Annotated in this window: 10 protein-coding genes; 2 read left to right on the top strand and 8 right to left on the bottom strand. The window is 66.3% G+C overall.

Annotation, left to right across the window (positions count from 1 at the left end; translation table 11 throughout):
• Positions 1–133: 133 nt before the first annotated feature.
• Positions 134–412 (bottom strand): hypothetical protein, encoded by a 279-nt coding sequence (locus ACKTSM_RS07605; RefSeq protein ID WP_407874058.1) that lies wholly within the window; start codon positions 410–412, stop codon positions 134–136.
• A gap of 122 nt (positions 413–534) precedes the next feature.
• On the opposite strand from ACKTSM_RS07605, the gene argJ reads away from it, so the two are divergent.
• The gene (gene argJ / locus ACKTSM_RS07600; protein ID WP_407874057.1) at positions 535–1,761 is read left to right on the top strand and encodes a bifunctional glutamate N-acetyltransferase/amino-acid acetyltransferase ArgJ; all 1,227 of its coding nucleotides are present in this window, start codon (positions 535–537) and stop codon (positions 1,759–1,761) included.
• The gene (locus ACKTSM_RS07595) at positions 1,758–2,561 is read left to right on the top strand and encodes an inositol monophosphatase family protein (protein WP_407874056.1); all 804 of its coding nucleotides are present in this window, start codon (positions 1,758–1,760) and stop codon (positions 2,559–2,561) included. The genes argJ and ACKTSM_RS07595 overlap by 4 nt, the downstream gene beginning before the upstream one ends.
• 19 nt (positions 2,562–2,580) lie before the next feature.
• Here the strand turns inward: ACKTSM_RS07595 and trxA are convergent, their stop codons facing one another.
• Genes trxA through ACKTSM_RS07560 form a run of 7 tightly spaced genes read right to left on the bottom strand, consistent with a single transcriptional unit; the run spans position 2,581 to position 14,081 of the window.
• The gene (gene trxA, locus ACKTSM_RS07590) at positions 2,581–2,901 is read right to left on the bottom strand and encodes a thioredoxin (protein WP_407874055.1); all 321 of its coding nucleotides are present in this window, start codon (positions 2,899–2,901) and stop codon (positions 2,581–2,583) included.
• Positions 2,902–2,948: 47 nt separating this feature from the next.
• Positions 2,949–6,497: a double-strand break repair helicase AddA gene (gene addA, locus ACKTSM_RS07585; RefSeq protein WP_407874054.1), complete on the bottom strand. Its 3,549-nt coding sequence runs from the start codon at positions 6,495–6,497 to the stop codon at positions 2,949–2,951.
• Positions 6,494–9,559 (bottom strand): PD-(D/E)XK nuclease family protein, encoded by a 3,066-nt coding sequence (locus ACKTSM_RS07580; protein ID WP_407874053.1) that lies wholly within the window; start codon positions 9,557–9,559, stop codon positions 6,494–6,496. The genes addA and ACKTSM_RS07580 overlap by 4 nt, the downstream gene beginning before the upstream one ends.
• Entirely contained in the window at positions 9,552–10,268 is a 717-nt protein-coding gene (locus ACKTSM_RS07575; RefSeq protein WP_407874052.1) for a nucleotidyltransferase family protein, read from the bottom strand. Before ACKTSM_RS07575 ends, ACKTSM_RS07580 begins: the two co-directional genes overlap by 8 nt.
• Entirely contained in the window at positions 10,265–11,263 is a 999-nt protein-coding gene (locus tag ACKTSM_RS07570; RefSeq protein WP_407874051.1) for an aminoglycoside phosphotransferase family protein, read from the bottom strand. Before ACKTSM_RS07570 ends, ACKTSM_RS07575 begins: the two co-directional genes overlap by 4 nt.
• Positions 11,260–11,703 (bottom strand): tRNA (adenosine(37)-N6)-threonylcarbamoyltransferase complex ATPase subunit type 1 TsaE, encoded by a 444-nt coding sequence (gene tsaE / locus ACKTSM_RS07565; protein ID WP_407876335.1) that lies wholly within the window; start codon positions 11,701–11,703, stop codon positions 11,260–11,262. Before tsaE ends, ACKTSM_RS07570 begins: the two co-directional genes overlap by 4 nt.
• Positions 11,704–11,711: 8 nt before the next feature.
• Positions 11,712–14,081 (bottom strand): PAS-domain containing protein, encoded by a 2,370-nt coding sequence (locus tag ACKTSM_RS07560; RefSeq protein ID WP_407874050.1) that lies wholly within the window; start codon positions 14,079–14,081, stop codon positions 11,712–11,714.
• Positions 14,082–14,168: the final 87 nt, after the last annotated feature.

Here is a 14,168-nt window from a genome sequence, read left to right as displayed (position 1 = left end):
AAATGCCTTGATAAGTTGGCAGCCCGCACATGCGGCGAGCCTGCCTTGATCATGGATATGGATAGGGGTTTCGCGCGCGAGGACTGCTTGCCTGGCGCGTGCTTCAGGAAAAATCTATGCGGGGGACCGCGCGCTATTCGAGCGCGCGGTCACTGCCGAGAACGACCGCCGGACGAAGCCAGCTGGGCAACCATGAAAAGGACTTGCGTTCCTCGCGCTTGGGACAGCGTTGGCCGCGTTCGCGGGCCTGCTGTGGGCAGGCGCAGCTTTCGCTGATGGCGGCGTCGCCCGATCGCGCAACCTGCCGCGCATCCTGCACCACCGATTGCACCGCGGAAGCATGGGCCGGCGCGTGAAGCGCGGCGATCCCGCTGAACAGGGCAAACAGGGCGAGGAGATGACGAGGCATCATGGTGCCCACCTCAATAATCCATTTCGCGCAATTCGTCCACTGCGCGCTTTGGTTTTTGCAAGGGCAATTGTGCAGCTTGCGCCGTTTACTCCCCCCCCGCTCGCGCTTAGGAGGCATGGGTGATGGACCTTCAGACTTCGCCGCTCGCTTTGCCCTTCCCCGAGATGCCCGCAATCGCAGGCGTGACGCTGCGCGCGGTCCCGGCGCGCTACAAGGACTGGGACCGCAACGATCTGACCCTTGTCGAACTGGATCAAGGGACCGCCGTTGCAGGGGTTTTCACCCGCAGCGCCTGCCCTTCGAGCGAGGTCGAGCTGGGCCGCGAACAGGTCCGCAATGGCCGGGCGCGCGCACTGGTGGTCAATGCCGGCAATTCGAACGCCTTTACCGGCGCGCGCGGACGCGAGGCGGTCGAACACATCATGGACCTCGTGGCCACCCATCTCGGCTGCCAGCGCGATGCGGTGTTCGTGTCCTCGACCGGCGTGATCGGGGTTCCGCTGCCGGTGGAGCGTGCGCGCGACGGGCTTGAAAAGGCGTTTCGCGCCGCGCCATGCGCGTGGAAAGACGCGGCAGAAGCGATCGCGACGACCGACACCTTCGCCAAGGGCGCTCATGCCTCGGCGATGATCGGCGACCAGCGTGTCGAACTGGCTGGCATCATCAAGGGCTCGGGCATGATCGCTCCCGACATGGCGACAATGCTGGGCTATGTCATGACCGACGTCGCCATCGCGCCGGCTTTCCTGCAGGAACTGCTCGAACGCGCCAACGCAACAAGCTTTTGCTGCATCACCGTCGATGGCGACACCTCGACCAGCGACACCGTGCTGGTCTTCGCGACCGGAAAGGCCGGCAACCCGCCGATCGAAGGCTGGGACAGCCCCGGTGCCGATGCCTTCGCCGCGGCGCTCGACGATGTCTGTCAGAGGCTCGCCCAGCTCGTCGTGCGTGACGGCGAAGGGGCTTCCAAGTTCATCACGGTGCGCGTGTCGGGCGCGACAAGCGATGAGAGCGCGCGGCGCGTCGGGCTCGCGATCGCCAATTCGCCGCTGGTCAAGACCGCCATTGCCGGCGAGGACGCCAATTGGGGCCGCGTGGTCATGGCGGTCGGCAAGGCGGGCGAGCCGGCGGATCGCGACCGGCTCTCGATCGCGTTCGGCGGCACCTGGACAGCGCGCAATGGCGTGGTGGTCGAAGGCTATGACGAAGCGCCGGTGGCAGAACACTTGAAAGGCAACGACATCGATCTCGCGGTCGACCTTGGCCTTGGCAATGGGCGCGCGAAGGTCTGGACCTGCGATCTCACCCACGGATACATTTCGTTCAACGCGGATTATCGCTCGTGAGCGAGCTCGGCGCGCTCGACGCGGAAATCCGCGACCTGTTCCGCTTCGCAGCGCAGCGATCGATCCTCCCGCGCTTTCGCGATCTGTCGGCAAGCGACATCGCCATGAAGGGCAAGGACGACCCGGTCACGATTGTCGATCGCGAGGTCGAGGAGTTCCTGACAGAGGCCCTGCAAAAGCTTGCGCCCGGCGTGGCGGTCGTCGGCGAAGAGGCGGTCGCGGCCGATGAAAGCCTGCTCGAACATTTGTCTGGCCAGTGCTGGATCATCGACCCGCTCGACGGGACGAGCAATTTCACCAAGGGCAAGGAAATCTTCGGCTCGTTGATCGCACTGGCCGATGGCGGCAAGGCGGTGGCCGGCTGGTTATACGATCCGCTCAGCGACCGATTGTGCCACGCCAAGGCGGGCAGCGGCGCCTTTATCGATGGCGATCGCGTCGCCGCGCGCGAAACCGGAAAGACCCCGCCAGTCGTCGCGATCAGCAGGCTTTACCTCGACGAGGCCGAGCGCGCCGAAGTCGATGCGAAGATCGCCCCGCACTACACCCTGGTCGACATTCCGCATTGCGCTGCCGAGCAGTATCCGCGCCTCGCGCTCGGCCAGAATGACATCTCGACCTTCAAGCGCACGCTGGCCTGGGATCATGCGGCCGGCGTGTTGTGGCTCAACGAGGCAGGCGGAAAGGCGGCGCGGCTGGACGGTCGCGAATATCGCGTCGACCAGCACGACGAGGAAGGCCTCGTGGGGGCCTCAAGTCCGGCAATCTGGGATGAATTCGCCGCGCGCGCCGCGGGCTGACCGGGCGCACGCCGCGCGATCAGAGCTCGCTTTCGAGCCAGTCCTTGAGCTGGCTCTTGGGCGCTGCGCCGACCTTGCGGGCGACCGCTTCGCCATTCTTGAACAGCACCATGAGCGGGATCGACTGCACGCCCATCTCGCCCGGGACACCGGTGTTTTCCATGATGTCCATCTTGGCGATCGTCACCTTCTCGCCAAGCTCTTCGCTGATTTCCTCGAGCGCGGGGGCGATCATCTTGCACGGTCCGCACCACTCGGCCCAGAAATCGACGAGCACGGGCTTGTCGCTTTCGAGAACGTCGGATTTGAAGCTGTCATCGGTGACATTGACGGTGGCCATGCGGGGTCTCCTAATTTGCTTGGGGTCTATCTAGGCGCAAACGCGCGTCACTCAAGTGCGCGCGGCGCATAGCTTTGCTGCGCCCGGTCCAATTCGCGCTTGTGCCCGGCGAGCATGGCCGGCGGAATCGCGAACAATTGCGGGGTCTGGGTGTAAAGCACCGCCGCGCTGACTTCGCGGCCGGGATAGATCGTCTCGAGCGCGGCGGCATAGGCAGCCATCTGGCGCATCACCGATCTCGGAATTTCGTCCAAGGCGGTCGGCGGGCGCCTCGCGGTCTTGAAATCGACCACCTGCACTTCGCGGTCTGTCACCAGCAGGCGGTCGGCGGTGCCTGCGACCACCAAGCCGTCTACAACCGCCGCAAGCGGCACTTCGGCGAGCGCTTCGGGCGAAAAGATCGCTGCGAAATCCGGCTCGTCGAGCACCTTGAGCGCGCTATCGACGATCTCTTCGCGCGCTTCGGCCGCGAGGTCGCTCGCCTGGCTTTCGAGCCATGAGCGCGCCGCCTGGGCGCGCGCCTCGGGACCGAGTTCGGGAAGGCGTTCGAGCAGGCGGTGGATCAGGACACCGCGCCTTGCCGCATCGCTGGCGGCATCGCTCGCAACCGGCGGATCGGCGCCGAGATCCTCGCCCGCATTGCTCGGCGCGAGCGGGCGCGGTGGGCGCGGTTCATCGCCGATGGGCGACAGCGCCCAGTCGGGCAGCACGGTGGGCACACGCTCGCCCGACGCGGCTTCGCGCGTGGTCAGCGGTTCGGCACGCGCGCCCCATTCGCGGCGCGTCCCGAACAGCGGATCGTCCATTTCCGGCCCTTCGAAGAGCGGCGCGAGGCGCGCATACCAGCTGTCCTCGCCCGGGCCCTTGTCAGCCTTGGACTTGCCCAGCGAGCCGCCGATGAAAAGCGCTTCTTCCGCCCGCGTCATGGCCACGTAGAGAAGCCGCCAGTGTTCTTCCATCTGCGCGGCGGTCGCGCGTTCCTTTGCTTCGACGATCGGGCCGCGCTGTTCCTTTTTCGACAGCCCCGGGAGCGGGATTTTTGCCAGGTCGGCATCGCCGCCTGTGCCGAGAGGGTCATCGACAAGCTCGAGCTTGTCCTCGCGCGAAGGCGAGCTGGCCGCATCGGCGAGGATCACGATCGGGGCCTGGAGCCCTTTCGAACCGTGCACGGTCATGACCCGAACCTGCCCGCCGCCTTCGTCGGGATCGCGCTTGAGCTCGCTCGTCCCGGCATCGAACCAGGCAATGAAGCCGGCAAGGCTGGGCATGTGTGCGCTTTCATAGGCAAAGGCTGCGTTGACCAGTTCGTCGATCGCATCGTTGGCCTCACGCCCTAGGCGCGCGATCAGCGCGCGGCGCGCCTGCCAAGGGCCGGACAGCATCCAGGCGATCAATGCCTGCGGCGTGTCGTAATCCGCGCGGGCCAGCAGGCCTGCGATCTTTTCGAGCGTGTCCACCACCAGAGGATCGTCGCTGGCGCGCAGGTGCTGCCACAATCTCCGGCCTGCGGGGCGCGGCACATGGGCGAGCAGATCGTCCTGAGACCATCCGATCAGCGGCGATGCGAGCAGATTGGCCAGGTTGAGATCGTCGAGCGGCTGCGCGGCAAAGCGCAAGGCGGCCATCAGGTCCTTGACCGCGAGCGGTGAGCCGAGCCGCAGGCGGTCGACCCCTGCCACCGGAACGCCGCTGGCGTGCAGCTTGGCCACGATCTCGCGGGCGAGCGTCGTGCGGCGACGCACCAGGATCATGATGTCCCCCGCCCCTGCATGGCGGCGTTCCCCCTTTTCGAGCACATAGGGCTCTTCCAGCGAGACCCAGCGCCGCACCTGTTCAGCGAGCTTTGCCGCCAGCTTGGTCTCGTGGCGCGGCAACCAGTCACGGTTGTCGTCCACATCGCCCGTCCCCTCGGCGTCTGTCCTGCTGCCCCGATGCCCGTCGCTTTCGTCCGGATCCTCTTCGTCATCCTCTTGCGGTACGACCGGTTGCCACAAGGCTACGAGCCCGGCGCGCGCATCGCCGTCATGCGGTTCGGGCGGCCGGGGCAGGCCGAAGGAACCGGGCCCGATCTGTGCAATCGCGCTATCGACGAATTGCAAGACGGGTTTCGAAGTTCGGAACGATTTGCCGAGGTCGAGATCGGCCCATCCGGGCAAGCGCCGGTTGTGCCGCGTTTCGATAGCGTTGGCCTTTGCTGCGCGGATCCTTTCGGCAACGCGTTGTTTCGCGGCCTCGAAATTCTTGGGACTGGTGCCCTGAAAACCGAAAATCGCCTGCTTGTAATCGCCGACCGTGAAGATCGTGCGCAAGACATCGCCACGCGCCCCTTCGCCGTCGAAGAAATCATCGATCAGCGCGAAGATGATATCCCACTGGTCCTTGTTGGTATCCTGCGCCTCGTCGATCAGGACGTGGTCGATATCGCGGTCGAGCTTGTAGCGGATCCACTGGCTGTCTTCATCCTCGAGCAGCCTTGCGGCAAGCCGGATGAGGTCATCGAAATCGAGCAACCCTTCGCGCGTCTTGGCCTCTTCCCATCGCAGGGCAAAGGCCCGTCCCATCTCGAGCGCATTCGCCAGGAAATCCGCGATGCCGAGCCGGGCCTGGCGATCGTCATATTCGCGCAGGGCCTCGGCGATTGCCACCTGCCATTTGGGCAGGCGCGGTTCAGCCTCGCTGGGCTTATTCATCACGCGCGGCGTGCCGTCGGTCTTGAGAATGGTCGAATTGAACCGTCCCACCGCTTCTTTGCGAGCAGCGATATCGAGGCCGAGCCATTCCTCGATCAGTTCTGCCGCCGCGTCACCCGTCTTGCCTTTCCAGTCATGCATCACCGGCAATATCTGGCGCAGCACGTCATCGGGAAAGTTGTCGCGATCGAGCAGCTCATCTGCCCAGGCCTCGTCGGCATCAGAGGGCATGACGAGCACGCGTCTCACGCGCTCGATCATGGGAGGCTGCCAGCTTCCGGGACCGTGCCACAGCGCGCTAGCCCCGGCGCAGCGCATCAGCCAGCCGCGCAAGGCTTCGGGGTTCTTGGCGCAGGCGTAGCGCGAAACCGCTTCGACAAACGCGTTCCCCTCTCCGCGTTCGCCCTCGGCCAGCATGTCGGCAAGCACTTCTCGGGCGAGCAATTCGCGGTCGCGATCGTCCATTGGCCGCGAACCGGGGGTCAGACCCGCTTCTTCGGGAAATTTCGACAGGAGCCATTGCGAGAAGGCGTGGATGGTGTCGATCCGCAATCCGCCGCCGGGACAATCTAGAACGCTGGCAAACAGCGTGCGCGCATGGGCGCGGGTATCCGGACCGACATCGGCGCCGAGATAGGCCAGTTCGGTGCCGAGCCTCGTATCGTCGAGCCGCACCCAGCGCGCCAGCACCTCGTTGATGCGGTTCGCCATCTCCGCAGCACCGGCCTTGGTGAAGGTCAGGCACAGGACCTGCGAGGGGGATACCCCCGGCGTCAAAAGCAGGCGCAGCACGCGCGCGGACAGCACCTGCGTCTTGCCCGTCCCGGCGGATGCGGACAGCCAGACATTGGTGTTGGGATCGGCGGCTTCGACCTGATTGCCGTGAAGCGGATATACGCGGCTCATCGGTCATCCTCCGCCGATCTCGCGCTAGGCTCGGGCGGCGCAGTCCCGGCGTGGCCATTCTCGCGGCTCATCCGGATCGCCCATTCCTCGAGGCGCATCAGCTGGTCGTATTCGTCATAGCCGGGGTAATCGGGATTTTCCTTGGCACGGAACGGCGCATCGCCGAGAAGATAGAGATCGAGCGCGCGCGCCAGCATTTCCTCGTGCTTGGGCAGGAATTTTTCGGGCAAGAGCCCGCTCTTGTTCCCGTCGACCTTGAGCGGTGCCTTGCGAAAACCGATCGTTTCACCGTCCTTGGCGAGCGACCAATATTCGAACCGCGACGCATCGCCCGACACCTTGCCGTCGCAAAAGCTGCCATCGCGCGCGATGAGACCGAGCAGGCCCAGTTGCAGGGCATAGCCCATGGCCACCGCCTTGGGCTTTGGTGGCTGGCCCGTCTTGTAATCGACGATCGCCAGCGTCCCGTCTGCGAGGCGATCGATGCGGTCCGCGCGTCCCTTGACCTTGATACCGCGCACCATCATCGCGCCGCTGGCCTCGCTCACCAGCACAGTCCGGCCGTCGCGTTCGAGCTCCTCGATCATGGTCTCGAACCGCTCGAAGGCAGCCAGAAGGCGCGGCTGCCACAATCCCTTGAAAAGCGGATGGACCTGGGCCTTGGCGAACTGTTCGGTCGCGAAGGGCACGATGGCGAGCCCGGGATCGGTTTCGCGGGCCTTGTGCCAGGCGTCGAGTATATCGTGAACCAGCGTCCCGCGCAGCGCCGGATCGGCATAGGGATCGGCCGCGAGCGGGTTGAGCGACGACAATTGCAGGATCGAATTGGCGTAGAACTGGTAGGGGTCGCCCAGCAGACGATCGAGCGCGGTGACCCGCAATTCGACCTTGCGCTGTTCGGGCGAAGGCCTGGGTTCGGGCCGCTCGTATTCCTCTGCGCGCTCCACATCGCGGTCGAGCGCTCCGAGCATTGCCGGGATCTGGGTCTCGCGATGCTTGTCCGCCAACTCGCCCAGCAGCGCCTCGATGCGCAGGAGGAAACGGGAAGGCAGGGTCGGCCCCTCGCTGTCGCGCCTGGCGCGGCTGAGTACGACTTCGGGCGCCCCGAGGACCCCGGCAAGATCGTGCGCGCTCAACCCGATGCGGAACTCCGCGCCGGGCACGCCCAGCTTGCGCAGCACCGCCGGGGCCAGCAGGGAATCGGCAGCCGGACCCTGCGGCCAACTGCCCTCGTTGAGGCCGCCGCAGATCATCAGGTCGGCGCGCGCCATGCGGCTTTCGAGAAGGCCGTAGATCGCCACCCTGGGATGGCCGCCATAGGGCGGGCGAACCGCGACGGCTTCCATGCAATCGCGAAGGATCGTTGCGATATCTTCCAGAGCGATCCGCGTATCGACAGCACTCGCGTGAAGGCGAAGGTCCTCGACCATCGCGGCCAGCGCGCGCCCGTCTTCGCGGGCCCACAGATTGTCGCCGGCAAGCGCCTCTGCTGCGCGCGCCACCTGCTCGATCGCCTCGGCGAGCGCAATGTCGTCTGCCGCGTCGCCGAGCGGGGCGAGAACCTGCTCGATCCCCTCCCACCATTCGCCCACGCCCGCCGTGCGCGCGATCTTGCGTAGCGACTCCAGTCCGGGCGCAGGCGTCGGCCCGCGCAATGCCCGGTCGAAGGTCCTCAGCGATCTGAGCCAGGCGCGACGCCGGTCGTCATCGTCCGCCGCGACCAGCGGGTGAGCAAGCGCGCCGATCAGCGTCGTCGGCTCGGGACCGCGCGCGGCGATTTCTGCGACGAGGCCGAACAGGCGCCCGGCGGCTGTCAGCGAAAGCGGCTGGCCCGCGCTGTCATCGGCCGCGATATTCCATCGCGACAGGTGCTGCGTCACCCGCCGCGCAAGGCTGCGATCGGCAGTGACGAGCGCAACCCGCTTTTCGGGTTCGGCCAAAGCGCGGCGCACCAGCAGGGCGATGGCCTGCGCCTCCTCCTCGGCATTGGCGAGGGTCATCAGCCGCACTCCCGAAAGCCTGCGCTGATGGGGTTCGAGCCCCACCCAGGACCGGCTCGCCCGGGGCGGCAGGAACAGCGCACTGATCGCGTGGCTGCGCTCGGGCGCTGCCGCCCCCTCGCCGCGACGGTGCCAGGGCTTCACCTCGTTGCGCGCAATGCCCATGCGTCCCAGAAGCAGCTTGAGGTGATATTGCGGGTGAGTGAGCGCATCCATCGCTCCGAACACCTCACCGCCGGGTTCCTCGGACTGCCCTGCCCTGCCAAGTTCGTTCCACGCGTCTTCCGCCATCGAAAGGTCGAGATCGGGCAGGATCACCGCGCCATTCGGCAGGTTGGCAATCGCGCGCAGCATCCGCGCGAGCGCGGGCGATGCGCTCGTCACGCCCGCGGCCACGATCGGATCGCCCGGCGGATTGTCGCGCCAGGCGCGGGCCGCGCGCTCGAACAGCAGATTGCGCCGGGTCGCGGCATCGACTGCGCCCAGCGCCTCAAGCCGTTTGAACCAGCCATCCTGAACGCCCACGAAGAGGCGCAGCGAATTGCGCCAGTTCTGGGCAAGATCGGCAAGCATGTTGAGGACGCCTTCACTGACAAGATCGGCGGGATCGACATCCTCGACCAACAGGCGGTCCATCGTGCGCGCCAGTTCGCCGGCAAGCCGCAGGCGCGCCGTCGCGGGGAGCGGGGCGAGACCCTGATCGGCCCTTTCGCTTTCGATCAATTCGGCCAGTTCGAGCCAGCGCCGCGTCGGTTCGACCGCGGGCGGGATCGTGGACGCTCCAAGCGGGTCAAGCAGCGCGCCCAGCGTCTCGTCGAGATCGAGATCGCCGACGGTCACCATGCGAGGCATCAGCAGGCCCGGTGCATCGTTCGCCCCGGCGTGTCGGATGAACGCCTCGGAAATCGTGCGCGCGGCGCGTGCGCTGGGGACCAGCAGCGTCAGGCGTGCCAGCCCCACATCGGGCTCGGCATAACGCGGGACAAGGCCTGCAACGAGCGCATCGGCAAACCCGCGATGGGCAGCGATGGAATAGACTTCGGGAGCTGCGCGGTCACCCACGCCGCAGCGCCTCCTCGGTGGGAGCGATGGCTTGCGGCGTTCCGACCTCGAACCATTGGCCGGTAAAGGAAATGCCGAACAACCGGCCCTCCTCGATTGCACGGCTCCACAGGATGTTGGTCGAGAACTTGCCTTCGGGCGCATCGCGCAGGAGGCGGTGCGAGACAAGCTGGATGCCGGTATAGATGAAAGGCGCGACCCGCCCCGGCTGGCGCCGCGTCAGGCGTCCGCACGGATCCATCGCGAAGTCGCCCGGCCCGTTGAAATTGGCAGCACGCGCATGGCCGACCAGCAGCAGCAGCGCGTCCATCTCGTCCGGGTTCCAGCGTGCCGAAAGATCGGCAAAGGCATTGCGCGGCCCGTCGAGCCATATGTTGTCGGCATTGAGGCAGAAGAACGGATCGGGCAGATGTGCGCGCGCCTTGATCATTCCCCCGCCCGTTTCGAGCAGCGCGTCGCGTTCGTCCGAGATCGTGACGCTGGGCGCATCGCGGGTCAGCACGTGGGCCTCGAGCGCGTCGGCGAGATAGTGGACATTGACGACCGCCTTCGCCACGCCCGCATCGGCCAGCCGGTCGAGCGCGTGGTCGATCAACGGCTTGCCCGCCACCCGGACCAGCGGCTTGGGGGTCGAGGCGGTAAGCGGGCGCATTCGCTTGCCCAGGCCCGCAGCCATGACCATCGCGGTATCGCTTGCAAGCGTTCTCACGTGATCGTCCCTCCACCGTTCCTTCGCAAATCTTCAGGGATATTGGCGGCGAACCAGTCGGCTACCGGTTTCAGGGCCGAATACCGCAGATCGGCTTCGAGCAGGTTCCACACCCGCGGGATCATCGCCAGATAGCGATCCTTGCCGTCGCGCTTGAAAAGCCGGGTGAAGATACCGACGATCTTGGCGTTGCGCTGCGCGCCGAGCGTGGCGAAATCGGCGATGAAGTGCTCGGTGAAACTGCCGGTGCGATGCTGATAATGGGCACGAAGCCCATCGGCAAAACCCTGGTCGACATCTCGCCGCGCGTCCTGGAGCAGCGAGACAAGGTCATAGGCCGGGTGGCCGACAAGCGCGTCCTGGAAATCGATCAGCCCCTGCCCTGCCCCCGATCCCGGAGGCCCCAGAAGCATGATGTTCTCCGCGTGGTAATCGCGCAGCACCGTCACCCCGGGCTGCTGGCGCGCGATCACCGGTGCGAGCACTTCGCGCCAGGCCGCCTCGTAGCCCTCCGCGTCGATGTCGAGCCCCATGGCAGGCGCATACCATTCGACCAGCAGGCGCGCCTCGCGCAGATAGGTCGCCATGTCATAGGCAGGAAAAGGCCCCGGCGGCAGGCGGTGAAGATCGATCAGTGCCTCGATCGCCTCTTCGTAGGCCGCCTCCTCGTCTTCGGGCCGTGCGTCGATCCATTCGCGCATCCGGTCATCACCGAAATCTTCGGTCAGCACCCAACCCTGCGACGCGTCCTCTGCGTGGATATGCGGCGCGCGCATGCCGTTATCGTTGAGCCAGTGAGCGACCTTGAGGAAGGGCGCCGGGTCTTCGTGCGGGGGCGGCGCGTGCATCAGCATCGCGCTATCCGGCGTCGTGCCGGGCCGGCACAAGCGGAAATAGCGGCGGAAAGAGGCATCCCCGGGGATCGGCTCGATCGCCGCGTCCCCCCAGCCAGCTTTCGCAATGAATTCGTGTAGGCCCGCGGGCAGATCGCTCATGGCATTCGCTCTAGCCAATCCTCGCCCGCATGAAAAACGGCAATCCGCCCTTTTCCCTCGGTTTCAAGCCGGATCGAGAGGCATGTGCGCTCATGCGCGAAGCCACCCGCATGATCGGGCCATTCCGCAATCAACGCGGCACCGTCGCGATATTCGTCGAGTCCGATTTCCTCCGCTTCGTCCGGGCGTTCGAGCCGGTAGAAATCGGCATGGACCACCGGCACCTTCAGGGGTGGCGCATCGTAGGTCTCGATGATGGTGAAGGTCGGCGATGGCACTTCCCCGCAATAGCCGAGCGCTGCGATGATCGCGCGTGCAAGCGTGGTCTTGCCCGCCCCCAACCCGCCTTCGAGCGCGATAACGTCGCCTGCGCGCAGCCGCACCGCGATGCGCTCACCCAGCGCGTCCATCGCGGCAAGGTCGGGCAGGGTTTCGCGCATCGCACCGGTCATGGCAGCGCGATCACCGCCTTGGTTCCGACGCCCTTCTCGCTCGCGATCTCGAGCTTGCCTCCATGCGCCTCGATCAGCTGGCGCGCGAGCCTGATTCCGAGGCCGCGCCCCGCGCTGTCATCGTCATCGTCGCCAGTCATGCCCTGGGCGCGCGCGAGTTCGTCGGCGGTCATTCCTGCCCCATTGTCGCTGATGGTGACAAGGGCGCGCCATTCCTCATCCTTTCCAGGCGCGCGTATCTCGATCACGATCCGACCCTCCTCGCCGGTCCCGGCGATGGCATTGTCGAGCAGGTTGCCGAGCGCGCGGCCCAATTGGCGCGGATCGGCCGCGACCACACGCCCGCGACGCCCCTTGAGATCGAGCGCGAGCCCGGCGGAAATGATCGCCTGTTCGCGCTCGCGCACGAGGGTGGTGAGGAACTTGAGTAGGTCCACGTCCTCCTTGTCGATCGGCAGCAGTCCCGCTTCGCTCTGCGAGAGGTCGAGCACGTTCTCGACCTGCTCGGTCAACCGCGCGACCGAGGTCAGGATCGCATCGACATATTCGTTGGCCGCCGGGTCGAGCGCGCCCGCCGCCCCGCTCGCGAGCAATTCGGCATAGCCGCCGATCGTCGTCAGCGGAGTGCGGAACTCGTAGCTCATATTGGCAAGGAAGCGCGCCTTGACCGCGTCGGCTTCCTCGAGCGCGATCGCCCTCTCGCGCAGCGCCTGTTCGGCTTTTTGCGAATCGGTAATGTCGAGCACGGTCAGCAGGCCGTTGCCATCAGGCAGCGGCACGCCGGCAAAGCGCAAGGTGCGACCATCGGCGAGCGCGACCTGACCCTGCTTCTCCTTGCGGTCGAGCGTTGCCGCGCGGACCACCGCGCCGATGCTTTCGGACTGCGCGGGATCGGCCAGGTTCTGCGCGATAGCCTCGAGCAGCCCCTCAGCGCTCGGATGGGTGTCGAGGAAGTCCGCAGACAGGCCCCAGGTGCCCGCAAAGCTGCGGTTCCACAGCTGCACCGATCCATCGGGTGCGAAGATCGCGAGCGCCTCGATCAGGCTGTCGAGCGTCGCGGTGCGGGTGCGCAACAGCGTGTCGCGGGTAGCCGAAAGCGCCAATTGCTCGGTGCGGTCCTCGGCGATCATCACCAGCCCGCCATCGGGCATGGGCTGGGCCACGATGCGCAAGTGCGTGCCTCCGGGAAGCGGCCAGTTCTCCTCCTGCGTGGTGTCGCTGTCGAACCATCCCGCCACCTCGCGCCGCCATTCGGGAAAATCGCGCACTTCGGGCGTGCTGCCGAATTCGCGGGCATCGGACAGGAACCGTTCGAAGCGGGTGCGCGCCTCCACGGTCCCCGGCGAAATGCCGAACTGGCGGCGGAAGGGGCGGTTGGCGAAGACCAGGCGTTCTTCGGCATCGAATTGCGCCACTCCGACCGAAAGCTGGTCGAGCATGGCGCGCTGGGCTTCGCGGAATGCGCGGAATTCGCGCATTACCTGCTGCTGCTCCTCGATATCGATGGCATAGCCCGCGACGCCTTCCTTGCCGAGCGGGAGATCGGTCACCCGGACCGACCGGCGCGCGCCGTCGATCGTGACCGCGTCGTCGCGCTGGGTCTCGGCCTGTTTCTGCATCGCCTCGCGTGCGATCGCCGCCGGGGTCTTGCCACCATCGGGTTCGAGCAGTTCGATCTGGTCTTCGATGACTTTCTCGAGGCTCGGCGCGCCGACGGCCCTGACATAAGCCTGGTTGACGAGCGCGAGCCGCATGTCGGCATCGCGGAACCACATCGGCATCGGCGCGGCCTCGATCAGGCCGATAAGCGCCGCGAAATCGGCCGCGGCGCGGTCAGCCTTGCGGCGCAGGCGCGCCATTTCGTGTTCGCTCGCGGTGAAATCGAAGACCCAGACCAGCGCCGCCCCGCCCGGCGAGACCTGCGGATCGGCGAGCGCCCCCTGCACGGCGAGGCTGCGCTTCGACCCAGGCAGGGTAAGCGACATGTGAAACGGCGCCGCGCTTTTCTGGGTGCGGCGGATATTGGCGGTCAATTCCTCGAGCTGGTCCGGTGTGAGGCCGCCCTGCGCCTTGTTGCCGCTGTCCTCGCCCTTGTCCTGCGCCAGCTCGCTCAGGAATGCAGGCATGGTCTCGAGGCCGAGCCAGCCGGCAAGCCGCTCAGGCGCTTCGATCCGCCCGTCGACGCGCACCAGCAGCGGGATCGCCGGGGCGACATCGAGCATGCGCTGCATTCGCCTCAGCGAGGTCTTGAGCGCCTTGGTCCGCCGCGTGCGCACATTGGCGCGCAGCACCAAGATTGCAGCCGCCACCGTCCACGCTGCCAGCAGCAGCGCAATCGCGATCATGGCAAGCGGGGAGAGTTCCATGATTGCCAGCTATGCGGTGATCCCGCGGCTTGCAACTGTGAGAAACGACAAAGCCCCCGCAATCACGATGAATTGCGGGGGCTTTGA

It is taken from the genome of Qipengyuania nanhaisediminis, assembly GCF_045862805.1.
GTDB lineage: Bacteria > Pseudomonadota > Alphaproteobacteria > Sphingomonadales > Sphingomonadaceae > Erythrobacter > Erythrobacter nanhaisediminis_A.
Note: the sequence above shows the minus strand (reverse complement) of the source record. Positions and strands in the feature narration are given on the sequence as shown.